23 protein-coding genes are annotated in these 21560 nt (G+C 68.5%); 6 read left to right on the forward strand and 17 right to left on the reverse strand.

Translation table 11 applies throughout. The features are described 5' to 3' along the window. Positions 1-30 precede the first annotated feature (30 nt). The gene (locus tag OG225_RS20595; RefSeq protein WP_405176840.1) at positions 31-330 is read left to right on the forward strand and encodes a DUF6412 domain-containing protein; all 300 of its coding nucleotides are present in this window, start codon (positions 31-33) and stop codon (positions 328-330) included. A gap of 87 nt (positions 331-417) precedes the next feature. Next, complete coding sequence (gene yidC, locus OG225_RS20600; RefSeq protein WP_405176841.1) at positions 418-1314, forward strand: membrane protein insertase YidC; 897 nt, start codon at positions 418-420, stop codon at positions 1312-1314. A gap of 103 nt (positions 1315-1417) precedes the next feature. On the opposite strand, the gene OG225_RS20605 is transcribed toward yidC, so the two are convergent. Continuing rightward, positions 1418-1837: a group 1 truncated hemoglobin gene (locus OG225_RS20605; RefSeq protein WP_216917584.1), complete on the reverse strand. Its 420-nt coding sequence runs from the start codon at positions 1835-1837 to the stop codon at positions 1418-1420. A gap of 200 nt (positions 1838-2037) precedes the next feature. On the opposite strand from OG225_RS20605, the gene OG225_RS20610 reads away from it, so the two are divergent. Then, on the forward strand, positions 2038-2538 hold the full coding sequence (locus tag OG225_RS20610; protein ID WP_405183313.1) for an NUDIX domain-containing protein: 501 nt from the start codon (positions 2038-2040) through the stop codon (positions 2536-2538). A gap of 291 nt (positions 2539-2829) precedes the next feature. On the opposite strand, the gene OG225_RS20615 is transcribed toward OG225_RS20610, so the two are convergent. From OG225_RS20615 to OG225_RS20660, 10 genes are all read right to left on the reverse strand, one after another. Then, on the reverse strand, positions 2830-3510 hold the full coding sequence (locus OG225_RS20615) for a TIGR00266 family protein (RefSeq protein ID WP_405176842.1): 681 nt from the start codon (positions 3508-3510) through the stop codon (positions 2830-2832). Positions 3511-3631: 121 nt separating this feature from the next. Beyond that, on the reverse strand, positions 3632-4000 hold the full coding sequence (locus OG225_RS20620; protein ID WP_109527148.1) for an arsenate reductase family protein: 369 nt from the start codon (positions 3998-4000) through the stop codon (positions 3632-3634). 44 nt (positions 4001-4044) lie between these two features. Continuing rightward, the gene (locus OG225_RS20625; protein WP_405176843.1) at positions 4045-5364 is read right to left on the reverse strand and encodes an aspartate aminotransferase family protein; all 1320 of its coding nucleotides are present in this window, start codon (positions 5362-5364) and stop codon (positions 4045-4047) included. Then, positions 5365-6507, reverse strand: a complete 1143-nt coding sequence (locus OG225_RS20630; protein WP_405176844.1) for an ABC transporter substrate-binding protein — start codon at positions 6505-6507, stop codon at positions 5365-5367. It abuts the gene before it with no gap. After that, the gene (locus OG225_RS20635; RefSeq protein WP_405176845.1) at positions 6504-7292 is read right to left on the reverse strand and encodes an ABC transporter permease; all 789 of its coding nucleotides are present in this window, start codon (positions 7290-7292) and stop codon (positions 6504-6506) included. The genes OG225_RS20630 and OG225_RS20635 overlap by 4 nt, the downstream gene beginning before the upstream one ends. Beyond that, on the reverse strand, positions 7289-8209 hold the full coding sequence (locus tag OG225_RS20640; RefSeq protein WP_405176846.1) for an ABC transporter ATP-binding protein: 921 nt from the start codon (positions 8207-8209) through the stop codon (positions 7289-7291). The genes OG225_RS20635 and OG225_RS20640 overlap by 4 nt, the downstream gene beginning before the upstream one ends. A gap of 94 nt (positions 8210-8303) precedes the next feature. Next, positions 8304-9200: an ABC transporter permease gene (locus OG225_RS20645; protein ID WP_405176847.1), complete on the reverse strand. Its 897-nt coding sequence runs from the start codon at positions 9198-9200 to the stop codon at positions 8304-8306. Further along, positions 9197-10234, reverse strand: coding sequence for a TIGR03842 family LLM class F420-dependent oxidoreductase (locus OG225_RS20650; RefSeq protein ID WP_216917590.1), 1038 nt, complete (start codon positions 10232-10234; stop codon positions 9197-9199). Before OG225_RS20650 ends, OG225_RS20645 begins: the two co-directional genes overlap by 4 nt. Before the next feature lie 31 nt (positions 10235-10265). After that, positions 10266-11684 (reverse strand): dihydropyrimidinase, encoded by a 1419-nt coding sequence (gene hydA, locus OG225_RS20655; RefSeq protein ID WP_405176848.1) that lies wholly within the window; start codon positions 11682-11684, stop codon positions 10266-10268. After that, positions 11681-12520 carry a nitrilase-related carbon-nitrogen hydrolase gene (locus OG225_RS20660; protein ID WP_405176849.1) on the reverse strand — a complete coding sequence of 280 codons (840 nt, stop codon included), beginning with the start codon at positions 12518-12520 and terminating at the stop codon, positions 11681-11683. Before OG225_RS20660 ends, hydA begins: the two co-directional genes overlap by 4 nt. 122 nt (positions 12521-12642) lie before the next feature. Between OG225_RS20660 and OG225_RS20665 the strand changes: the two genes are divergently transcribed. Further along, positions 12643-14103 carry a PLP-dependent aminotransferase family protein gene (locus tag OG225_RS20665; protein WP_405176850.1) on the forward strand — a complete coding sequence of 487 codons (1461 nt, stop codon included), beginning with the start codon at positions 12643-12645 and terminating at the stop codon, positions 14101-14103. A 23-nt stretch (positions 14104-14126) separates the two neighbouring features. Here OG225_RS20665 and OG225_RS20670 read toward each other — a convergent pair whose 3' ends face one another. Further along, the gene (locus OG225_RS20670; RefSeq protein ID WP_405176851.1) at positions 14127-14744 is read right to left on the reverse strand and encodes a vancomycin high temperature exclusion protein; all 618 of its coding nucleotides are present in this window, start codon (positions 14742-14744) and stop codon (positions 14127-14129) included. Positions 14745-15249: 505 nt separating this feature from the next. Between OG225_RS20670 and OG225_RS20675 the strand changes: the two genes are divergently transcribed. Next, a complete protein-coding gene (locus OG225_RS20675) occupies positions 15250-15969 on the forward strand; it encodes a peptidylprolyl isomerase (protein ID WP_405176852.1) in 720 nt (239 codons plus the stop codon). An 87-nt stretch (positions 15970-16056) separates the two neighbouring features. Here OG225_RS20675 and OG225_RS20680 read toward each other — a convergent pair whose 3' ends face one another. From OG225_RS20680 to OG225_RS20700, 5 genes are all read right to left on the reverse strand, one after another. Next, on the reverse strand, positions 16057-17106 hold the full coding sequence (locus OG225_RS20680; protein WP_405176853.1) for an ABC transporter ATP-binding protein: 1050 nt from the start codon (positions 17104-17106) through the stop codon (positions 16057-16059). Further along, positions 17103-17915, reverse strand: coding sequence for a molybdate ABC transporter permease subunit (gene modB, locus OG225_RS20685; protein ID WP_405176854.1), 813 nt, complete (start codon positions 17913-17915; stop codon positions 17103-17105). The genes OG225_RS20680 and modB overlap by 4 nt, the downstream gene beginning before the upstream one ends. After that, positions 17912-18688 (reverse strand): molybdate ABC transporter substrate-binding protein, encoded by a 777-nt coding sequence (gene modA / locus OG225_RS20690; RefSeq protein ID WP_405176855.1) that lies wholly within the window; start codon positions 18686-18688, stop codon positions 17912-17914. The genes modB and modA overlap by 4 nt, the downstream gene beginning before the upstream one ends. A 14-nt stretch (positions 18689-18702) precedes the next feature. Beyond that, entirely contained in the window at positions 18703-19101 is a 399-nt protein-coding gene (locus OG225_RS20695) for a molybdopterin-binding protein (RefSeq protein WP_216913905.1), read from the reverse strand. Between the two features lie 62 nt (positions 19102-19163). Next, positions 19164-20363, reverse strand: a complete 1200-nt coding sequence (locus OG225_RS20700) for a molybdopterin-binding protein (RefSeq protein WP_405176856.1) — start codon at positions 20361-20363, stop codon at positions 19164-19166. 451 nt (positions 20364-20814) lie between these two features. On the opposite strand from OG225_RS20700, the gene OG225_RS20705 reads away from it, so the two are divergent. Further along, positions 20815-21549, forward strand: a complete 735-nt coding sequence (locus tag OG225_RS20705) for a PP2C family protein-serine/threonine phosphatase (RefSeq protein ID WP_405176857.1) — start codon at positions 20815-20817, stop codon at positions 21547-21549. Positions 21550-21560: the final 11 nt, after the last annotated feature.

Raw genomic sequence — 21560 nt, forward strand, 5'->3', positions numbered from 1 at the left:
CCCGCAGTCGGGACCACGTACTCTCGTGGCATGTTCTCGTGGGCTCGGCTGACGGCGTACGCGGTGGTCGCGTTCGTCGTGCCCGGGCTCGCGCTGCTCGCCGCACCGGCGGGCGAATCGGGGGCGCTGGCCATCCTCGGTGTGGTCGCCGCGACCGCGATCTTCGCGATGGTGTCGCCGCACGCCGTTCGGCTGCGCGCGCTCGCCGCCACGGCATCGGGCCCACCGCCCTCGGCACAGCGTCGCAGGCGCGGCACCTATCTGCGGCAGAGCAATCCGGACACGGCGGGCCGTCCCCGGCCACGAGCACCGGGCGCGACCATGCGCTGACGACGGCCCGAGCGGGCGTCGTCGGCATTCGGCCGTCCATGCCCGTTCCGTGCGCCCGACGCACGGCCACCAGTCAGGTGTCCCCTCGTGCTCGATATCGTCTATTACCCCGTGTCCGCCGTGCTCCGGTTGTGGCACAACGCTTTCGCCGCTGTCCTCGGTCCCGCCGACGCCCTGGCATGGATCCTCGCCGTCGTCTTCCTCGTCGCGACCTTCCGTGCGGTGCTGTACCTGCCGTTCCTGCGCCAGGCTCGCAATCAAGCCGCCGTGAAACGCCTGCAACCCGAAGTACGGGCGATCCAACGGAAATTCGACGGCGACAAGCAACGGCAGAGCGTCGAGATCAGGAAATTGCACGCCGAACACGGCGTCGGCCTGTTCGTCGGATGCCTGCCCGCGCTCGGTCAAGGGCTGGTCTTCCTCGGCTTGTTCCACGTGCTGCGCTCCTTCGACCGCACGCGAACGGTCGGTCACCTGCCGTTCGCGACCACCTCGGCGCCGATGACCCCCGAGCAGAACGCGCTCACCCCCAACTACTTCCTCGACGCCTCCGATGTGCGATCGTTCTTGCAGGCCAAGATATTCGGAGCGCCACTGTCGGCGACCCTCACCGGTACGCCCACCGTGGCGGTGATCGGCGTCGCCGTCGTCCTGATGGTGATCGCCGCGGTCGCGACGCACGTCACCGCGCGGGCATCGATCGCCCGCCAGGATCGGACCGCACGGCAGGTGCCGTTCATGAACACCGTCATGCTGTGGGTGTTTCCCGCGGCGGCCGTGCTCGGCGGCGCGGTACTGCCCCTCGCGATCCTGCTGTACTGGGTGTCGAACAACGCCTGGACTCTGGCCCAGCAGCACATCGTCTATCGCAGGCTCGACGCCGAAACCGCGGCGCTCGAACAGCGCGCGGCCGAGAAGCGCAGGGCCGCCGCGCCGAAACCGGGCGCGAAACCCGCGCGACGTCGGTCACCGGGTCGTGGTTGACGTCATCGGATCCGCACCGGGAGTCGCAGGCGCCACCGGATATCGAGACGACCGCGTCGTCGCGACGCGGTTTCCGATGGCGTGCCGCCGGTCGGGACCGATGTCATCGGGGCCCGGTGGCGGTTCCGGAGGTGATGTCGTCCGCCAGGGGTGCGATCGCGGCGATGATCTCGGTGACCGTTTCCGGTGGAACTCCCGCCGCGGCCAACGCATCGGTCAGGTGACCGGCGACCAGACCGAAATGCTCGATGGTGATTCCGCGTCCCTGGTGCACCTGTTTCATGGGCGCGCCGGTGTAAGGGTCCGGCCCGCCCAGCGCGGCGGCGAAGAACTCCACCTGCTTACCCTTCAGCCTGCCCATATTCGTGCCGGTGAAGAAACCGGCCAACTGTTCGTCGGCCAGCACGCGAACATAGAAATCCGCGACCACGACCTCGAGCGCCTCGTAGCCGCCGATCTGCTCGAAGATCGGTGCGACGGTGGCGACGGATGATTTCTGCTTGAACCAGGATGAAATACTCATCGCTCCACGACACCAGTCGGCGATTGCCCCTCCGTGATCTGCCGATCGCGCGCGCGTTGCCACTTGTACCGGTCGCGTTTCCGTGCGCTCACCGCCCGACGGAAGACCGGTTACCGCCCGGCAGCCGTCCGGGCCGGGCTCCCCCGCTGACGCGCGCTACCCTCGGGCACGTGCCACAGCGGGCGGAGCAGAGTTCGGAAATGATCGCGGTCTACGACGGTGCGGGCCGGGTCGTCGGGGACGAGGACCGGGCCACGGTCTATCGGGACGGGCTGTGGCACGCGAGCGCCGGGGTGCTGGTGCGTTCGGGTGACGGACAGCGGATCTACGTGCATCGACGTACCGATACCAAGATGGTCTTCGCCGGGATGCACGATTGTCTGGCGGGCGGCGTCGTCGGTCCCGGCGAGGATCCGGTCCGGACAGCGATGCGTGAACTCGGCGAAGAACTCGGCATCATCGTGACGGACGGGCTCGTGCCCCTGGCGAAGACCTCGTGGGACGGCCTGTGGGCGGGCAGGCCGATGCGCTGCCACCTGTTCGCGTACGAACTCCGCTGGGACGGGCCCATCCGGCACCAGCCGGAGGAGATCGCGGACGGCTGGTGGTGGACCGACGCGGAGTTGCGCGCGCACCTCGACGATCCGGAGTGGCCGTTCGTGCCCGATACGCGGCTCCTGATCGACGACCTCATCGACTGATCGGCCTGCCGGAGCCGGAAAACAAACAACCCACCGGATAATTCCGATGGGTTGTCGCCACTTCTTCGTTCGACTACGCGGCACTCTGCGAGACAGCGGCGGATCCGGTCTGAAGAATCATTACGAGCACTTCGAGAAGTTCCATCAGAACAAATCCTCAATTTCGATGTCGATTGGAGCCCACAGCATCGACGACCCCGGTGCCCGGCAGATGAACACCCGGTGACCATCGGGCAATGCCCCGCGCACCGCGCGGCATCCGCGACGGAGAGATCCCCGTCGACCGGCCGATCAGCCGTTGGACGCCACCGAACTCGCCCACACCGCGAACGCGCCGGGATTGCGGGTTTGCAGCAATACCCGGCCGGGCCCGACGAAATCGAAGACGAAACCCTCGCCCGATTTCAGCGACTGGATCGAACGGCCCGAAACCGCTCGCCGGATCGTGAAATTCATCGCCAGATCGTAGGCGACCACGTGTCCGGTATCGATGGTGATCGGTTCCCCCGGCTGTAGATCGATGACATCGATGGCGCCGAAAACTCCGACCACGATGTCGCCTTCGCCGTGCGCGCGTAGACCGAAACCGCCCTCACCTCCGAACAGATTCGAGAATCCGCCCCATTTGCTTTCCACCTGTACGCCATGCGAATTGGCGATCCAGCCACCGCGGCTGATGAAGAAGGGGCGGTCCGGGACGATCTGAAGGTTCAGCATGTCACCGGGCAGCGCGGGAGCCACATCCACCCAGCCGCCCTGCTGCGGGGCGGTGAACGTCGAGACGAAGAATGATTCGCCCGCCAGCACCGACCGCTTCAGACCGGCGATGATGCCGCCCTCCGCCTTGGCCTGCAACGCGACTCCCGCCGAATGGGCGACCATGGCGCCGCTTTCGACCCGCATCGGCTCGCCGCCCGCGAGAAAGCACCGCGCGATCGTCGACGCGGGGTTGTGGCGCAGTTGTACCTTCATGACTCGCGACACTAGATCAAAGCGCAGCGCCGAGCACTCCCGACCGGGGGATCCTCGAGAATCCGGGCGGGAGTGCCCTTTCCGATAAGTCGCGGTGACCGCGTGCGCGGCCCGATCACTCTCAGCCCAGGGAACGCAGGGCCTCGTCGGTGCGCGCGACCACGGCCGCGCCGTCGGCGGTCAGGACGATCGGGCGCTGGATCAGTTTGGGGTTGGCGGCCAGCGCCTCGATCCAGCGGTTCCGGTCGGCGGGCGTCCGGCCCCAGCTCGACATGTCGAGATCCTTCGCGATCTGTTCGCCGGTGCGGGTGATGTCCCAGGGTTCGGCGCCGAGGCGATCCAGTACCGCGCGCAGTTCGTCGGCGGTGGGCGGATCGTCGAGGTATTTGCGCACCGTGTACTCGACACCGACCTCGTCGAGGCGTGCCGTGGCGTTACGGCTCTTGGTGCACCGCGGGTTGTGCCAGATCTCGGTCTGCCCAGCTGTCATGTCACCAGCCTAGAGGTGCGCGAGAGGGCCGCCGAATCCCGCCGTCACCTCGTCCGGACGTAGTCGTCGGCGACCCCGAGCACGGCGTCGACGATATCGAGTCCGGTGCGGATCTCCTCGGCGGAGGTCGTCAGCGGCGGCGCGATCTGGAACCGATTGCCCGCGTTGAACGGCCACAGTCCGCGTTCCTTCGCCGCGGCGGTGATCACGGCCATGGGCTCGGCCGCGGCGCCCGCGGCCGCGAACGGGATCAGGGGTTCGCGGGTGCGCGGGTCACGGACCAGCTCGAGCGCCCAGAAGAAGCCGAGACCGCGGACCTCGCCGACACTGGGATGACGCGCGGCCAGCTCCCGTAGTCCCTTGCCGAGGACGTCGGCGCCCACCGAACGCACGTGATCGAGAATGCCCTCGCGTTCGAAGATGGCGATGGACGCCACCCCGGCCGCGCAGGCCAGTGGATGACCGGCGTAGGTGAGACCGCCCGGGTACAGCGTCTGGTCGTAACGCTGGGCGATGCGCTCGGCGATCACGACGCCACCCAGCGGCACATACCCGGAGTTCACGCCCTTGGCGAAGGTGATGAGATCGGGTGCGACACCGAACGCGTCCACCGCGAACCACTCCCCGACCCGGCCGAATCCGACCATCACCTCGTCCGCGATGTAGACGATGCCGAATTCGTCGCACAGCGCTCGCACCCCGGCCAGATAGCCGGGCGGGGGGACGAGCACACCGTTGGTGCCGACCACGGTTTCCAGGATGAGTCCGGCGATATTGGCCGGGCCCTCCAGTTCGATGACCTGCCGCAGATGTTTCAGCGCCGCGGCGGTCTCCTCCTCCTTGGTCGTCGTATCCCACGGTGACCGGTACGGATAGGGCCCGAAGAATCGAACCACGTCCACATTCGTGGGTTCCGCGCCCCAGCGGCGCGGTTCCCCGGTCAGCCCGATCGCCACCCCGGTGCCGCCGTGGTAGGAGCGGTAGGCCGCGAGCATCTTGGTGCGGCCGGTGAAACTGCGCGCCAACCGCACCGCGTGCTCGACGGCTTCGGCGCCGCCGGTGGTGAACAGCACCCGGTTCAGGTCGCCGGGTGCGCGTTCCACGATCAGCCGGGCCAATTCGCTGCGGGCGCGATTGCCGACGGTGGGCGAGATGGTCGTCAGTTCGCGAGCCTGCGCGACGATCGCCTCGATCAGATCCGGATGCTGGTGGCCGATATTGACATTGACCAGTTGCGAGGAGAAATCGAGGTAGCGCTTACCGTTCTCGTCCCAGAACCAGGAACCCGAGGCCCCGGTGATCGCCACCGGATTCGGGCCGCCCTGAACACTCCACGGATAGAAGACGTGGTCGTCAGCGGTCATCTATTTCCCCCCTTCGGTCAGTGTCACCTGGATCGGCGCGAACGCGGTTCCGGTGACGTCGGTGCCGCCGGATTTCAGGATGTCGAGCGCCTTGGTGACGTACTCGTTGGTGAACGCCTCCGCGTCCGGATCTTTCGTCAGCACGGTCGCGCCGTCCTGGTTCTTCGTCTCCTCGGCGATTTTCACGGTGCGATCCCACGCCGCCTGGTCGATCAGCCCGATTCCCGCGGTCGACGGCCAGATCAGCTTGTTGACCTCGTTGATCTGCCACTGTTGATGGCTCGCGCCCAGTGTCGATCCGGCGGCGACGGTGATATCGCGGCAGGTGTCGACATTGTCGCGGCAGAATGCCCAGCCCTTCAGCGACGCCGCGATGAATCGCACCGTCTGATCCTGGTACTTCGGATCCTTCAATTTCTCCGAATTGGCCCAGATCGCGTCCTGCAACATGGCGACGCCCTCGGCGTTCCAGTCGATCGTGGTGAAATCGTCGGGGGTGTAGAGCTTTCCGGTGGCCGGATTCTTCGTCTCGAGCAGCTGGGCGTATTCGTTGTAGGACATGGCCTGGGCGGCGGCGATATCCTTGGCGAGGAACGCGTTCATGTCGAACTGCTGTTGGACGAGGGTGACGTCCTTCGCCGGATCGATACCTGCCCTGGTCATTCCGGCGAACAGCTCGAATTCGTTGCCGTAGCCCCAGTTTCCGACCGTCTTGCCACGCAGCGCGGCCGGACCGGCGATATTGTCGGATTTGAACGAGACCTGTTTGGTGCCCGAACGCTGGAAGACCTGCGCCACCTCGGTGATGCCCGCGCCCGCTTCGCGCGAGGCCAGCGCCTTGGGCACCCAGGCGATCGCGTAGTCCGCCTGACCCTGCGCCAACACCGTCTGCGGCACGATATCGGTGCCGCCGTCGAGGATTTCGACCGAAAGCCCCTGCTCCTTGTAGAAGCCCTGATCCACCGCGGCCAGATACCCGGCGAACTGTCCCTGTTTGAACCACTGCAATTGCAGGCGGACCTTGGTGAGTCCGTCCGGGGTGGTCGCCGAGGAATCGTCGGTGGTACTACAGCCGGTCAGCGCGGCCGCGGTCACCGCTACCAGCGCCAGACAGGCACGTAATCTGCGGGGGGTTCGGTTCATGTCGATCTCCATGGGGTCGTGCGCGGGCGACGGGTGAGAAATTCGAGAAGTAGGACGGCGAGGAGGAAGACCAGGCCGACGAGCATGGCGCCGACGACGTAGGCCCACGCGCGCGGATAGGCGGTGTTGGCGGCGGCCGAGGTGATCCGGCTGCCGAGCCCGTTCTGCAATCCGCCGAAGTATTCGGCGATCACCGCGGCGATGACCGCGCCGGGAGCCGCGATGCGCAGGCCGGTGAACAGGTAGGGCAGTGCGGCGGGCAGGCGTACGGTGCGGGTCACCTGCCAGCCGCTCGCGGCGTAGGAGTGCAGCAGATCCTGCTGCACCTTCGGCACCTGACGCAGCCCCTTGGCGGTGCTCACGAACATCGGGAAGAACACGACGACGGTGACGACCATGCGGCGCGGAGTGTCGGTGGTGGTCGAATACATCGAGTTCAGCAGCGGAGCCATGGCCACGATCGGCACGGCGGCGGCCGCGCCCGCCAGCGGCGAGAGCAGGCCGTCGACGATGTGGAACCGCACCGCGACCATCGCGGCGGCGATGCCGAGCACCGCGCCGATCAGCAGGCCGATCAGGGCGTTGGTGCCGGTGGCGACTGCCGCGTCGAGGATGCGATCGAAATTCTCGACGAATTGCTCGGCGATATCGGTCGGCGCGGGTAGCAGGAACGACGGGACACCGGCGGCCACCGTCAGCACCTGCCACAGCGCCAGTCCACCGACGCCGAAGACCACCGGCGGCAGTATCGATGTCAGCGCGGACCGTGACGACGCGGCGGTCACCGCAGATCCCGTCCCGCGATCGGGCCGTCGCCGTGGCCACCGCGCAGTGCCGCGCGTACGGCGGCGACGGCGTCGAAGAACACCGTGCTGGAACGCACGTCCCGGTCGGGATCGGGATCGCGGCCCTGGCCACCGGTCGCCACGATATCGGTGACGCGCCCCGGGCGCGCCGACATCACCACCACCCGATCGGAGAGGAATACCGCCTCGGGGATCGAGTGGGTCACGAAGAGCACGGCCGCGCCCGTCTCCCCCGCGATCCGAAGCAGTTCGGCCTGCATCCGTTCCCGCGTCATCTCGTCGAGCGCGCCGAACGGCTCGTCCATCAGCAGCAGCGACGGTGTGCGGGCCAGCGCTCGCGCGATGGCGACGCGCTGCTGCATACCGCCGGAGAGCTCGGCGGGATAGCGCTTCGCGAAATCGGTGAGTCCCGCCATCTCCAGCAATTCCGCACTGCGCGCGCGTCTTTCGGCTTTGGGCACCCGGTGCAGTTCCATCGGCAGTTCCACGTTGGCCTGCACGGTGCGCCAGTCCAGCAGTCCCGCCTGCTGGAACGCGATCCCGTAGTCCTGGTCCTTCCTGGCCCGCTCGGCGGATTTCCCGCGGACGGTCACCGATCCGCTCGACGGCTGTTCCAGATCCGCGACGATGCGCAGCAGGGTCGATTTGCCGCAGCCGGAAGGGCCGATGAGCGAGACGAATTCGCCCGCGGCGATGGTGAGGGAGATATCGGACAGCGCGGTCACGGCGCCCGCCGCGAAGATCTTGCCGACGTGGACGAGATCGACCGCGGCGACGGATTCGGCGGGCACTGCCGCTTCGGCGGTCCCTTCCGCCCGCACGGCACCCGAGGATTCCCCGCCTTCACTCGCCGTCGTGTCGAACGCCGTGGTGACGGGATGTTGCTTCGCCGTCAACGGATACCTCCTGACAAGCGGCAGTCCCGAACGGGACCGCCCGATACCGATAGGCGCCGAAACAGCGGCGCGCCGAGGGAGGGGCGAGGAAAGCTCACGTTCTCCCCTTCGACCTCTGCGCTCCGGCGGGATGGCTGTAGCGGCGCAGGACGAATTCGGCCAGCGCGACCACGCCGGTGACGGCGATGCCGAGCAGCGCGGCGGCCAGCACCGCCGCGTAGAGCCGTGACGAATCGCCGGTCGCCTGCTGGGAGAACACGATGATCTGACGACCGATCCCGCCCGCCGTTCCAGTGGAGATCTCGGCGACGACCGCGCCGATCACCGACGCCGCGGCGGCCAGGCGCAGGGCCGACAGGAAATGCGGCACCGAAGCGGGAAAACGCAGTCGTATCAATGTGTTCCACCAGCTCGCCGAAAAGCTGTGCAACAGTTCGACCGAGGCCTTCGGCGGTGCTTGCAGCCCGCGCAACATGCCGACCGCCACGGGGAAGAAGGCGAGGTAGGAAGCGATCACCGCGATACTCATCCACGGCCGCCACGGCTCGCCCGCGATGACGACCCGGCCACCCCAGCCCGCGACCAGCGGCGCCAACGCGATCAGCGGAACAGTTTGCGAGACAACGATATACGGCAGCAGTCCGCGTTCGACGAAGGCGAAGCGCTGCATCAGCACCGCGAGCGCCACCCCGACCACGGTGCCGATGAACAGGGCGAGCAGTGCCAGGCCGAAGGTGAAACCCGCCGTGCGCAGGAGTGTCGCGCCCACGGTGCCCTTGCCGTCGCGTTCACCGAGCACCGTGAACACCGTCCACACGTGGGGCAGCGCGGCGTCGGTGGTGCGCGGCAGGATCCGCTGGTCGCCCAGACTCACGCCCTGCGCGGGAACCAGTGCCTTGACCGCCTCCCAGATTCCGATGACCAGCAGCAGCGCGGCGAGCGCGTAGCCGGCGCGCGTCGCCCGCGTCCGCGCGCCGCCGGTGGAATTCATCCGGCGCCCTCGGTCGCGGTGACGGGGTGGGCCAGCCGGGGCAGCACCGATTCGCCGTACGCCTCCAGCGTGGCGGTCTTGGCGTCGTGCTGGAGATAGACCGCGAACTGGTCGACGCCGAGTTTCTCCAGTTCGCGCAGCCGGACCAGCTGCTCGTCCGGGGTGCCGAGCAGGCAGAACCGGTCGATGATCTCGTCGGGCACGAAATCGGCGTGGGTATTGCCCGCGCGACCGTGCTCGTTGTAGTCGTAACCGTGCCTGCCCGCGATGTACTCGGTCAGCGCCGCCGGAACGTCACCACCGGTGCCGTAGCGCGCGACGATATCGGCGACGTGATTGCCGACCATCCCGCCGAACCAGCGGCACTGCTCGCGCGCGTGCGCCAGCCCCGTCGCCGATCCGTCGGTGACATAGGCGGGCGCGGCGACGCAGAACTTCACCGCGCCCGGATCGCGACCGGCGCGTTCGGCCGCCGCCCGCACCCTGGCGATGGTCCACGCGGCGATATCGGGATCGGCCAATTGCAGGATGAACCCGTCGCCGACCTCGCCGGTCAGGTCGAGCGCGCGCGGGCCGTAGCCCGCCACCCACACCTCGAGGCGCGAATCGGCCGCCCAGGGAAAGCGCACGATCGTGTCGTCGACCTGTGCGCTGCGGCCGTTGGCGAGTTCGCGGATGACCTCGATCGATGCCCGCATGGTGGCCAGGGTCGTCGGTTTGCCGCCCAGGGTGCGCACGGCCGAATCGCCCCGGCCGATCCCGCAGACGGTGCGGTTGCCGAACATGTCGTTGAGCGTCGCGAAGGTGGAGGCCGTCACGGTCCAGTCCCTGGTCGCCGGGTTGGTGACCATCGGACCGACCATGACCTTGCGGGTCGAGGCGAGGATCTGGCTGTAGATGACGTAGGGCTCCTGCCACAGCAGATGCGAGTCGAAGGTCCACACGTGCGAGAACCCGTGCGTCTCGGCCTGTCTCGCGAGTTCGATCACGCGCGAGGCCGGAGGGTTGCACTGCAGCACTACGCCGATATCCATGCGGCACTCTCCATTCGGGTTCGATTCGGCGTCAGATCAGGTTCTGCGAGAGGTCGCGTTTGACGAATCGGCCGTGCCCGGTGGTGCCGAGGTACCGTCCGCCGGCGATGATCACGCGTCCGCGCGAGAGGACGGTATCGACGTGGCCGTCGATCTCGAAACCCTCGTAGGCCGAATAGTCCATGTTCATGTGATGGGTCTTGCCGTACCCGATGCTGGTGTGCCCGGCGGGGTCGTAGATCACGATGTCGGCGTCGGCGCCGGGACTGATGACGCCCTTGCGCGGATACATACCGAACATGCGCGCGGGCGTGGTACAGCAGACTTCCACCCACCGCTCCAGCGAGATCAATCCGTTCTTGACGCCCTGGAACATCAGGTCCATCCGGTGTTCGACACCGCCGATGCCGTTGGGGATCTTGCTGAAGTCCTCGCGCCCCATCTCCTTCTGATCCTTCATGCAGAAGGGGCAGTGGTCGGTGCTGACCGCGGTGACGTCACCGGTGCGGATATAACGCCACAGTTCGTCCTGGTGCCCCTCGGCCCCGGATCGCAGCGGTGTCGAACACACCCACTTGGCGCCATCGAAACCCGGTGCGCCCAAATGCTCTTCGAGCGAGAGGTACAGGTACTGCGGACAGGTCTCGCCGAAGACGTTCTGCCCGTTGCCGCGCGCGGTGGCGATCTGCTCCAGTGCCTGCTTGGCCGACACGTGCACCACGTACAGCGGCGCGCCGGTCACCTGCGCCAGCATGATGGCGCGGTGGGTGGCCTCCTCCTCCATCTGCCACGGGCGTGTGACGCCGTGGAAGTAGGGGCTGGTGTCACCGCGCGCCACGGCCTGTTCGACCAGGACGTCGATGGCGATGCCGTTCTCCGCGTGCATCATCAGCAACGCGCCCAGATCCCCGGCGGATTGCATCGCGCGCAGGATCTGGCCGTCGTCGGAATAGAAGACGCCGGGATAGGCCATGAACAGTTTGAAACTGGTGACGCCCTCGGCCACCAATTCGCTCATCCCCTTGAGGGATTCGTTGTCGACATCACCGATGATCTGATGGAAGCCGTAGTCGACGGCGCACTGTCCGGCCGCCTTCTGATGCCACTGGCCCAGGGTGTCCTGGATCCGCTCGCCCGGTTTCTGCACCGCGAAATCGATGATCGTGGTGGTGCCGCCCCACGCCGCGGCCCGCGTGCCGGTTTCGAAGGTGTCCGACGCCTCGGTGCCGCCGAAGGGCATCTGCATATGGGTGTGCCCGTCGACGCCGCCGGGGATGACGTATTTCCCGGTCGCGTCGATGACGGTCTCGGCGGACGCGGCGAGATCGGCGCCCAGGGCGCGCGATCCCGGTTGCAGCACCGCCACGATGGTCTCGCCGTCGATCAGTACGTCGAGCAATTGCGATCCGGTGGCCGAGACCACCGTGCCGCCGTGGATGAAGGTGGTCATGGCGTCACCAACGGTCCGTAGGCGTCCGGTCTGCGATCCCGGTAGAACGCCCACCGGTCGCGGACGACCTTGATCAGATCCAGGTCCAGATCGCGGATCAGCAGTTCCGGGGCGGTGTCGGAGGCGACGTCACCGACGAATTTGCCCTCGGGGTCCACGAAGTAGCTGGTGCCGTAGAAATCGTCGTCACCGTATTCGGATTCTATGCCGACCCGGTTTATCGCGCCGATGAAATATTCGTTGGCGACCGCGGACGCGGGCTGTTCCAATTTCCACAGGTAGGCGGACAGGCCGCGCGAGGTGGCCGACGGATTGAATACGATCTCGGCTCCCGCCAGGCCCAGTGCGCGCCAGCCCTCCGGGAAGTGCCGGTCGTAGCAGATATAGACCCCGACCCGGCCGACCGCGGTATCGAAGACCGGCCAGCCGAGATTGCCGGGACGGAAATAGAATTTCTCCCAGAAACCGTTCACGTGCGGAATATGATGTTTTCGGTATTTGCCGAGGTAGCTGCCGTCCGCGTCGATCACCGCCGCGGTGTTGTACAGCAGTCCCGGCTGTTCCTGCTCGTAGACCGGCAGGATCATCACCATGCCGAGTTCGCGCGCCAATGCCGCGAAACGTTCCGTCGTCGGTCCCGGTACCGATTCCGCGTAGTCGTAGAACTTGGCGTCCTGCAACTGGCAGAAATACGGCCCGTAGAACAACTCCTGGAAGCAGATCACCCGCGCTCCCCGCGCGGCGGCCTGCCGCGCGTAGTCCTCGTGCGCGGTGATCATCGACTCTTTGTCGCCGGTCCAGGTCGTCTGGACGAGCGCGGATCGAACGGTTGCCATGATTGTTATCGTGCACCCTGAACCACGTCCGATGTGTTACATCTGCGCGGAAACAGTTTCTTGGCCGTAAATCTTGGGGATGACCGTGGTTCGTGCCCGGTGGCGGGTCGCAGAATGGCGGGGTGACCATCGAACGGGCGGGTACCGATGACGCGGACGACCGCGTTCCGCCCGGTTCGACCGTGCCGCCGCCGAGCCCCGCCGTGATGTCACCGTCGGAGTTCACCGCCGATCTCGACGATCGCACGCCCGCGGGGATCGCGGCCGTCCTCAGCCGTCGAATCCGTTCCGGCGCACTGGCTCCCGGATCGCGGCTGCCGACGGTGCGCGAGGTGGCGCGCGAACTCCGGGTGTCACCGGCCACGGTCAACCAAGCGTGGCGCGCGCTCGCGGCGACCGGCGCGATCGTCGCCAGGGGACGCGCGGGCACCTTCGTCGGGGAACTTCCCTCGGGCCGTCCCGCGGTCGGCCGCTATCAGCGACTGCACCCGCCGACCGACAGCGCGTTCCGTATCGATCTGTCGCGCGGCACCCCCGATCCCGGGCTACTGCCCGACCTGGCGACGGCATTGCGCACCATCACCGCCGTCGACGCGGGTGACCTCGCCGCGGAATATCTCGGCGACGCGGTCCTGCCGGAACTCGCCGCCAGAGTCCGCCCCGACTGGCCGTTCCGCGCGGAACGCCTGGCCGTCTTCGACGGTGCGCTCGACGCCATCGACCGGCTGCTCACCCTCCACATCCGGCTCGGGGACGCGGTGGCCGTCGAGGATCCGTGTTTCCCGCCGTTCCTCGATCTGTTGGCCCGCCTCGGGGCGAAACCGATCGCGGTCCACCTCGACGACTCGGGATTGATACCCGCCGAATTATCCCGCGCGGTCGCCGATTTCGGTATCGGTGCGCTGATCCTGCAACCCCGGGCCCAGAATCCCACCGGGGTCTCGCTCGCCGCGCGCCGCGTGCGCGAACTCACCGATATCCTCCGCGCCACCGACACCCTGATCGTCGAGGACGACCATTCCGCCGGAATCGCCTCCGCCCCACTGCGTTCCCTCGGCGCCCGACTGCCACGGTGCACCGTCCACGTGCGCTCCTACTCCAAATCCCACGGCGCGGATCTGCGCCTCGCCGTCGCGGGCGGCCCCGCCGAACTGCTCGATCCGGTCATCGAACGGCGCATGCTCGGGGCGGGCTGGACCAGCCGCCTGCTCCAGCGTGTCCTGCTCACCATGCTCGACGATCCCGCCGCCGCCGACACCGTCACCGCCGCGCGCGCCGAGTACCGGAGACGGTCGACCGAATTACGGCGTGAACTCGCCGTCCACGGCGTCACGGTGGCCCGCGCGGACGGTATCAACCTGTGGCTCCCTGTCGCCGACGAGAACGCGGCGATGATCTCGCTGGCCGCCGCGGGAATCAAGGTCGCGCCAGGCGGCCCGTTCGAAGCGGCCGACACGCCTCGATCCGACCACGTCCGGCTCACCGTCTCCCCCGTCACCGATGCCGACCTCCCCTGGCTCGCCACCGAACTCGCCGCCGCCGCGTCCGCCGCGCCCACCTATCGCCGCATCCGTCGGGCGTGAGATCCTCCCGAGGTTCGCGCCGTCTATCGCGGCAGTAACCGCGCGACAGCTTTCGGCGCCGCCAGCCACTCACGAAAGTTGTTGCGCACCTCGGTTGTTCGCCGACACTCACAATAGGCGACGACACCGTCGGCATCGATGCCCGCCGCGCGGCACAGCGCGACCGCGCGCGGCAGGTGCCGGTACTGGCTGACGATGATCGCGCGTTCGATTCCGAATCGGTCGCGGGCGCGTTCGCAGGTCTCCCAGGTCGACAGTCCCTCTCCGTCGGATCGGATCAGAGCGGGATCGATGCCGTTGTCGAGGAGGTAGCGCCGCATCGAGGCGATCTCGTCGCCCGATGTGCCACCCGCGTCGCCGGAGAGCAGGATCTCGCGCACCTTCCCGGCCCGCGCCAGTTCGATGGCGACATCCAGACGCCCGCGCAGGTACGCCAGCGGTGAACCGTCCGGCCCGACCTTCGCACCCGGGACGATCACCACCGGCGCCGCGGGAGCCGATGCCACGTCGTGGCGATGCCCCGACGACAGTGCCCACAGCGTGCCGTTCGCCCCGGCCACAACCACGACGATCCCTGCCGCGAGCGCGACCCCCACCCTGATCGCCCGCCGCCACGGCCGCGTCCTGCCCCCACCCGTCACCCTCTGCTCCTCCCGTGGACGTCCTGCGGTCCCGAGGCCAACCTACCTAGCGCCCCGACCCGTGACCGCGCGCCGGGTGATCGGATTCGACCGCCCGTGCGCATTTCGAGCCGACGAACAGGGTGACCAGGACCGCGCCGCCCTAGAGGACGAGGTCGCGGCGCAGTCCGCCGGATCGGGTGCGTGTTCCCGGCGCGGCCGCGATATCCGGTCGTTCCCGGTGCCGAGTGCGTTCCATGCCGCTCGCCGACAGCACCGCAGCGAACCCGTCGTCGGATCCGGCCGCTCACACCGGACCGAGGACCCGCACCGCCCCCGAGGGCGAACCGTGTCATCGGAACCGAGGTGCACACGAGACACCACTGCCCGCGACAGGAACAATTCGACGCCGCCTGCTCGCATCCGAGGGCGAACCGGGTGGTTCGCTGACGGCGAGGGTGGGGTAGATGGCAGGATGCGGGCCAGCATCGTCCGGTGCGTATACCCCTGATGAAGGAGATCCACTGTGAGCATCGGAACGCGGGCGCGCGCGGGCGTCGAGAAGCGTCGCGGCAATCCGATGCGGCGGATGCTGCCCGGGCTCGGCCTGCTGATCGCGGGCGCGGCGCTGACGCTGCACGCGGCGGGCGGCGTGGCCGCGCAGCCGTGGCAGGCGCACCGGAGTCCGGCGGGATGCGCGCCCGCGTCCGCCGACGCGCCGAACGGGAAGCAGTGGCCCTTCGAGCCCTGGCAGACGATCGATCCCGCCGCCGGGTACACCGCGTCGCTGGAGACCAACTGCGGAACCGTGACGGTGGCCCTCGACGCGGCTCGGGCGCCGCGCACGGTGAATTCGTTCGTCTTCCTGTCCGACCAGCAGTATTTCGACCACACCCGCTGTCACCGGTTGACCACCCAGGGCATTTTCGTCCTCCAGTGCGGTGATCCGTCGGCGCTGGGCACCGGTGGACCCGGCTACCGGTTCCCCGACGAGAATCTGGCGGGCGCGACGTATCCGGCGGGCACACTCGCGATGGCCAACGCCGGTCCCGGCACCAACGGGAGCCAGTTCTTCCTCGTCTACCGGGACAGTCGGCTGCCGCCGAACTACACCCCGTTCGGCCGCGTGGTCGACGGACTCGGCGTGCTCACCGGAATCGCCGCGGCGGGCGTTCGCGACGGTTCCGGCGACGGAGCCCCCACCGACGACGTGGTGCTGAACTCGGTGCGCGTCGCCCGCGGCTGAGCTTCCGGTAGGCGGGTCGGGACGGCTGTCGACGCGATGCCGCGCATCATCCGGTCCCGCGAGGGCTCCCACGCCGGAACTCCGGGTTCACGCCGGATACGACCGCATCTCGGTGGCCTTCACGGCCGCCCACAGCCGCTGTCCCGGACGCAACCCCAGTTGGGCGACGGTGGCGGGGGTGATGTCGGCGAGTACGGGCGGACTGCCCTCGAAACGCACCCGGATGGTGTGGGCGTGCTGCTCGATACCGGCGATGACGACGGGCCAACTGTTGCGCGGGCTGCCCACCGGACGCTCCGGATGCAGTCCGACGGCGTTCGGGGCGAACGCGACGTACACCGGTCCGTTGCCGGGTTCGGCGATGGTGAATTCGCCGCCGGTGTCGAGGGCCACCAGGGTGCCGCGCGCGGTGCCGCGATAGAGGTTGAGTCCCATCAGATCCGCGACGTAATCCGAGCGCGGCGCGGCGGCGACCTCGGCGGGCGCGCCCTGCTGCACGATCGCGCCGTTCTCCAGGATGACCAATCGGTCGGCGAGCACCATCGCGTCGAGCGGGTCGTGGGTGACGAGCACCGTGTATCCGGGAAAGTCGCGCAGGTGACGGGACAGGTCGGAGCGCACGTGCAGCCGGGTGCCCGCGTCGAGCGCGGCGAGCGGTTCGTCGAGCAGCAGCAGGCGCGGTTCGGTGACCAGCGCCCTCGCCAACGCGACACGCTGGGCCTGTCCGCCCGACAGCGCGCGTGGTTTGCGGTGCATGTGGTCAGCGAGTCCGACGCGGGCCAGCCAGGCGGCGGCCTGTTCGCGCGCCCGGGCCTTGCGACGTCCGCACGCCCGCAGGCCGAAGGCGACATTGTCCAGCGCGGACAGATGGGCGAACAGCAGGTAGTCCTGGAACACCACGCCGATCTCCCGCCGCTCGGCGGGCACGAACACCGAAGGCGGTGCGTCCCAGGTATTCTCGCCGACGCGCAGATGCCCTCCGGTGAGCGCGACGAGTCCGGACAGCGCGCGCAACGCGGTGGTCTTACCGGCCCCGTTGGGCCCGAGCAACGCGATCACCTCCCCCGGTGCCACGGTGAGCGGCAGGTCGAGCGCGAAATGCCCTCGGTCGACCCGGATTTCGGCGCTCAGGGTCATACCGGGCCCCGGATCCAGCGTTCCCGCAGCGCGACGAGTACGAGCACCGATACCGCGAGCAGCACCAGACTCAGCACGATCGCGGCCTCCGGATCGCTCTCCAGCGCGAGATAGACCGCCAACGGCATCGTCGTCGTGCGACCGGGGAAATTACCCGCGAAGGTGATGGTCGCGCCGAATTCGCCCAGCGCGCGGGCCCAGCACAGCACACCCCCCGCGACGACGCCCGGCAGGATGGAGGGCAGTGTAACCCGGCGGAAGGTGTACCAGCGGCTCGCGCCGAGGGTCGCCGCCGCCTCCTCGAATCGTTGATCGGCCGCGCGCAGGGCGCCCTCGACCGAGATCACCAGGAACGGCATCGCCACGAACGCCTCGGCGACGATCACCCCGGCGGTCGTGAAAGGCAGTGACACCCCGAACCATTCGTACATGTAGCGCCCGATCAGGCCGCGCCGTCCCAGGACCAGCAGCAACGCGACACCGCCGACGACCGGTGGCAGCACGAGCGGGACGGTGACGAGAGCGCGCAGCAGCGAACGGCCGGGGAGATCCGCGCGGGCGAGCAGCCACGCGAGCGGAATCCCGAGCACGAGGCAGATCAGGGTCGCCGAGGTCGCGCACACCAGTGAAAGCCGCAGCGCCTGACCGACTTCGGCGCTCGCCAACCGCTCCGGCAGGGTCGACCACGGTGCCCGTAGCAGCAGCCCGATCAGCGGGACGACCAGGAATGCCAGCCCGCAGACGGCGGGCAGTATCAGCGCGACCGGAGGCCGCCCCAGTACCGCCCGCCGCCGCGAGGACGTTCTCACGGAGTGTCGAATCCCGCCGCCGTGAACACCGACTTCGCCTGGGCGCCGGTGACGAATTCGACGAACGCCGCCGCGGCCGTCGCGTTCGGGGCGTGCGCGAGCGGTGCGACCGGATAGTCGTTGACGGCCTTGGCCGATTCGGGGAATTCGATACCCTGGACCTTGTCCCCCGCGGCCTTCACATCGGTGCGGTAGACCAGCGCCGCGTCGACCTCACCGAGCGTCACCTTGGTGAGCACCGCCTTGACGTCCTGTTCACGGGTATCGGGCTGGGGGGTGACGCCCGCGGTCTCGAATACGGTCTTCGCCGCCGCGCCGCACGGCACCTGCTCGGCGCACAACGCGATCTTGGGCTCGGTCTTGCCGAAATCGGCCAGTTCGGTGATGGCGCCCGGATTGCCCTTCGGCACCGCGATCTCGAGTCTGTTGCGCACGAAGGTGACCGGTGCGACCGTGACTTCGCCCTTGTCCCGCACCTGCTGCATGTTCTTGGGCGCGGCGGAGGCGAACACGTCCGCCGGAGCACCCTGGCTGATCTGCTCGGCGAGCGCCGAACTGGCGCCGAAGCTGTAGACGACCTTCACCCCCGGGTGCGCGGCCTCGAACTGCTTGCCGAGTTCGGTGAAGGTCTCGGTCAGCGATGCCGCCGCGAATACCGTCACGGTGCCCGACACCGACGCCGCGTCCGCGGATTCGGTCTTGTCGTCGGAACCGCAGCCCGCCGCGGTCACCACCGCGAGTACCGCCGCGACCGCGGCGACCACTGTGCGCATGAAATTCATTCTCGTCAACTTTCCGGAATCTCCACCACGACGTGGGTGGACTTCACCGAGGCGACAGCGATACTGCCGACTTCCAGACCGAGCTCGTCGACCGATTCCCTGCTCACCAGCGACACCAGCCGGAACGGTCCGGCCTGCATCTCCACCTGCGCCATCACGGTGTCCTTGACGATCCTGGTGACGATGCCGCGCATCCGATTGCGCGCGGACGCCGCGACCGTCACCCCCGGCTCGGGAGCTTCGGCATTGGCTCGCAGGAATTGGGCGAGCTCACGGCCGCTGACACCCTTGCGTCCGCTGTCGAGCTGGATCGCGGTCAACCGGCCCTGATCGATCCACCGGCGCACCGTGTCATCGCTGACACCGAGCAGGGCGGCCACCTCACTGATCCGTAGATTCGACACGGTCCACAGCATATTGCCGCAGACACGGAATTGCGAAGCGAGAAGATCCGTAGATCAGAAAGTCACTGCGGCAACGGCAGGAGTTCGGCGACGCTACCGCGTCCGCTGTTGGGCCCGAGCAGCGCGAGCGCTTGGCAGCCGATCAGGTCGGCCAGGTGCGGTGTGCGCGCCGCACCCGCGCTCTGCCACACGCCGCCGGGCAACTGGCGCACCGGCACCACCGCGGTGAGCGTCTCGTGTGATCCCGACCGGTCGCTGATCCGGCCCCACAGTCGCTGTCGCGAAGTGCGCGCGGTCAGCGCGTCCACGATCGCGGGGGCACTGACCAGCAGCGCGGCCACCGCGGCGAACGGATTACCCGGCAGCGCGAGCAGTACCCGGCCGTCGGGCAGTACCGCGACGATCTGCGAGCCGCCGGGCCGCATCGCCACCCCGTCGAGGAGCACGCGCGCGCCGATCTCGGTGAGCACATCGCGCAGATGATCGGCCGCGCCGTGTCCGGTCGCGCCGGTGACCACCACCATCTCGGCATCGCGTTCCTGGGTGAACCAGGTGAGCAGGTCTTCCGCGCGGTCCGGCAGATGCCGGACCGGACCGCACCCGATATCGCAGGCACGCAGCAGTTGCGGCAGTACCGGCGCGAGCGCGTCGCGGGTCTGGCCTTCGGCGAGCGGGCCGCGCGCGCGGATCTCGTCGCCGGTGATCAGCACATCGGCGCGCACCGGCCCGCGGACCGCGGCCGTGGGGGCCTCCGCGCTCGCCGCGGCCGACACCACCGCCGGGCACACCCGGGTGCCGTAGCCGACGAGCACTTCCCCGCCGTCCCACTGCTCACCGCAGCGGCGCATATCGTCCTTCAGGGGCGCGCCGGGCACCCTGCGCACCATCAGGCGGCCGGATACCCGCGCCGTCTCGGCGAATTCGTCACGCATCACCGCCGTGGTCCCGGTCGGGGCCGCCGCGCCGGTCGCGATCCGCACCGCGACACCCGACGACAGCGGACGTCCTCGACCGTGACCGGCCAGCCTGGCGTCGGCGCGCAACGTCCACCAGGGACCTGGGCCGCTCACCGCGTAGCCGTCCATCGCCGCGGTGTCGACCCGGGGCAGCGCGGTACCCGCGATCAGATCTTCGGCGAGCGTCGCGCCGGACGCGTCCGCGAGCAGCGCGAAACGGGCCGGAACGGCGATCAGTTCGGACCGGAGGACCTCGGCGACACCGTCGACGCCGATCGGCAGCATCCGCACACTCTCCACGCTCACGACAGCCTCCGATTCGATCTCCGCCCGCCCGGTGCCCGCGGTCGTCCCGTCCGCTCGAACATCGACAACGCGGGGCGAATAGATCCTCATCGTCGGACATGACGTGCGATGGTCGCCTCAGTTGCCCGACAGTCACCAAACGCTCACCCCGCCGCCACCGCGTCGGTGCGTTCCGCGCGCCGAGTCCGGCGGAGACGGGGGGGATGGCGACACGCTGTGCGCGATCGTCGGCGGCGTGCTCGGTGTGCGGCTCGGCTCTCGGGGTATCCCGGAAACATGGCGCAGCCGTCGAGAGCCCCCTTCCGCTATGGGCGGGGTCGTAGGATACTTCGGCTACGCCCAGTTCTCAGCAAGCCCACAGTCATCTCTGGCGTATGCCACGGTTTGATGAGGTGAACTGGTATTCGGACGGCCGACAGGTCGCCGGCGACCGATCCCAGGAGGTCAGGCCGTGAGTAGCGCAATGACGACATCCCGCCGCGAGTTGGTTCGGCTCGCCGGAATCGCGGGTGATTCGGTCAGCAGGCGCGGGCTGCGGTCGATCAACGCCGACGCCGTGGCCTCGTGGACCGATCCGGTCACCGGTCGAGTCGCCTTCGTCGTCGCCGACGGTGTCGGAGATCACCTGCTCGCGGCCAGGGCCGCGCGGGCCGCCGCGACGGTCGCGGCGAAGGAGAGCGCGCGCGACGGCGCGGCAGCGGGCATTCTGGCCGCGCAACGGCGTCTGCTGCGCGAATTCCCCGAACCCAAAGCTGACAGCGCGCTGGTCGTCGCGGTACTCCCGACGGCCGACAAACCCGACTGTTCGGCCGATATCGCCTGGGTCGGGGATTGCCGCGCCTACCGCTGGAACGGCCGGATGCTGCATCAGATCACCACCGATCACACCCTCGCGGAATACCTCCGGATGCGCGGCCAGTACGCCGCGCCGCGCACGAATCACATCATCACCACCACCGTGCGCACCGTGCGCGAGGACCAGATCGGCCGCGCAACCACCGGCTCCAGCAACGGGCGAATCCTCCTCAGCACCGACGGGGTGCACAAACGCCTCGATATCGCCACGATCAAACTGCTGCTCGCCACCGGCGAATCGCCGAGCACGACCGCGGAGGCGATGGTGGATTCGGCGCTGAACGGCGGCGGCAGGGACAACGCCTCGGCCTTCGTGATCGACCGGCACTGAGCCCCTGCCGA

The organism is Nocardia sp. NBC_01377 (assembly GCF_045040005.1).
Taxonomy (GTDB): domain Bacteria; phylum Actinomycetota; class Actinomycetes; order Mycobacteriales; family Mycobacteriaceae; genus Nocardia; species Nocardia noduli.

Excerpts from the sequence above, each read along its gene's own strand:
- OG225_RS20605 (WP_216917584.1), bottom strand. The coding sequence starts at position 1,837 with ATGAGTATTTCATCCTGGTTCAAGCAGAAATCATCCGTCGCCACCGTC.
- OG225_RS20680 (WP_405176853.1), bottom strand. The coding sequence starts at position 17,106 with ATGACCCTGAGCGCCGAAATCCGGGTCGACCGAGGGCATTTCGCGCTC.
- OG225_RS20650 (WP_216917590.1), bottom strand. The coding sequence starts at position 10,234 with ATGGATATCGGCGTAGTGCTGCAGTGCAACCCTCCGGCCTCGCGCGTG.
- OG225_RS20620 (WP_109527148.1), bottom strand. The coding sequence starts at position 4,000 with ATGACAGCTGGGCAGACCGAGATCTGGCACAACCCGCGGTGCACCAAG.
- OG225_RS20610 (WP_405183313.1), top strand. The coding sequence starts at position 2,038 with ATGATCGCGGTCTACGACGGTGCGGGCCGGGTCGTCGGGGACGAGGAC.
- hydA (WP_405176848.1), bottom strand. The coding sequence starts at position 11,684 with ATGACCACCTTCATCCACGGCGGCACGGTGGTCTCGGCCACCGGATCG.
- OG225_RS20595 (WP_405176840.1), top strand. The coding sequence starts at position 31 with ATGTTCTCGTGGGCTCGGCTGACGGCGTACGCGGTGGTCGCGTTCGTC.
- modA (WP_405176855.1), bottom strand. The coding sequence starts at position 18,688 with ATGCGCACAGTGGTCGCCGCGGTCGCGGCGGTACTCGCGGTGGTGACC.
- OG225_RS20630 (WP_405176844.1), bottom strand. The coding sequence starts at position 6,507 with ATGAACCGAACCCCCCGCAGATTACGTGCCTGTCTGGCGCTGGTAGCG.
- OG225_RS20645 (WP_405176847.1), bottom strand. The coding sequence starts at position 9,200 with ATGAATTCCACCGGCGGCGCGCGGACGCGGGCGACGCGCGCCGGCTAC.
- OG225_RS20660 (WP_405176849.1), bottom strand. The coding sequence starts at position 12,520 with ATGGCAACCGTTCGATCCGCGCTCGTCCAGACGACCTGGACCGGCGAC.
- OG225_RS20615 (WP_405176842.1), bottom strand. The coding sequence starts at position 3,510 with ATGAAGGTACAACTGCGCCACAACCCCGCGTCGACGATCGCGCGGTGC.
- OG225_RS20625 (WP_405176843.1), bottom strand. The coding sequence starts at position 5,364 with ATGACCGCTGACGACCACGTCTTCTATCCGTGGAGTGTTCAGGGCGGC.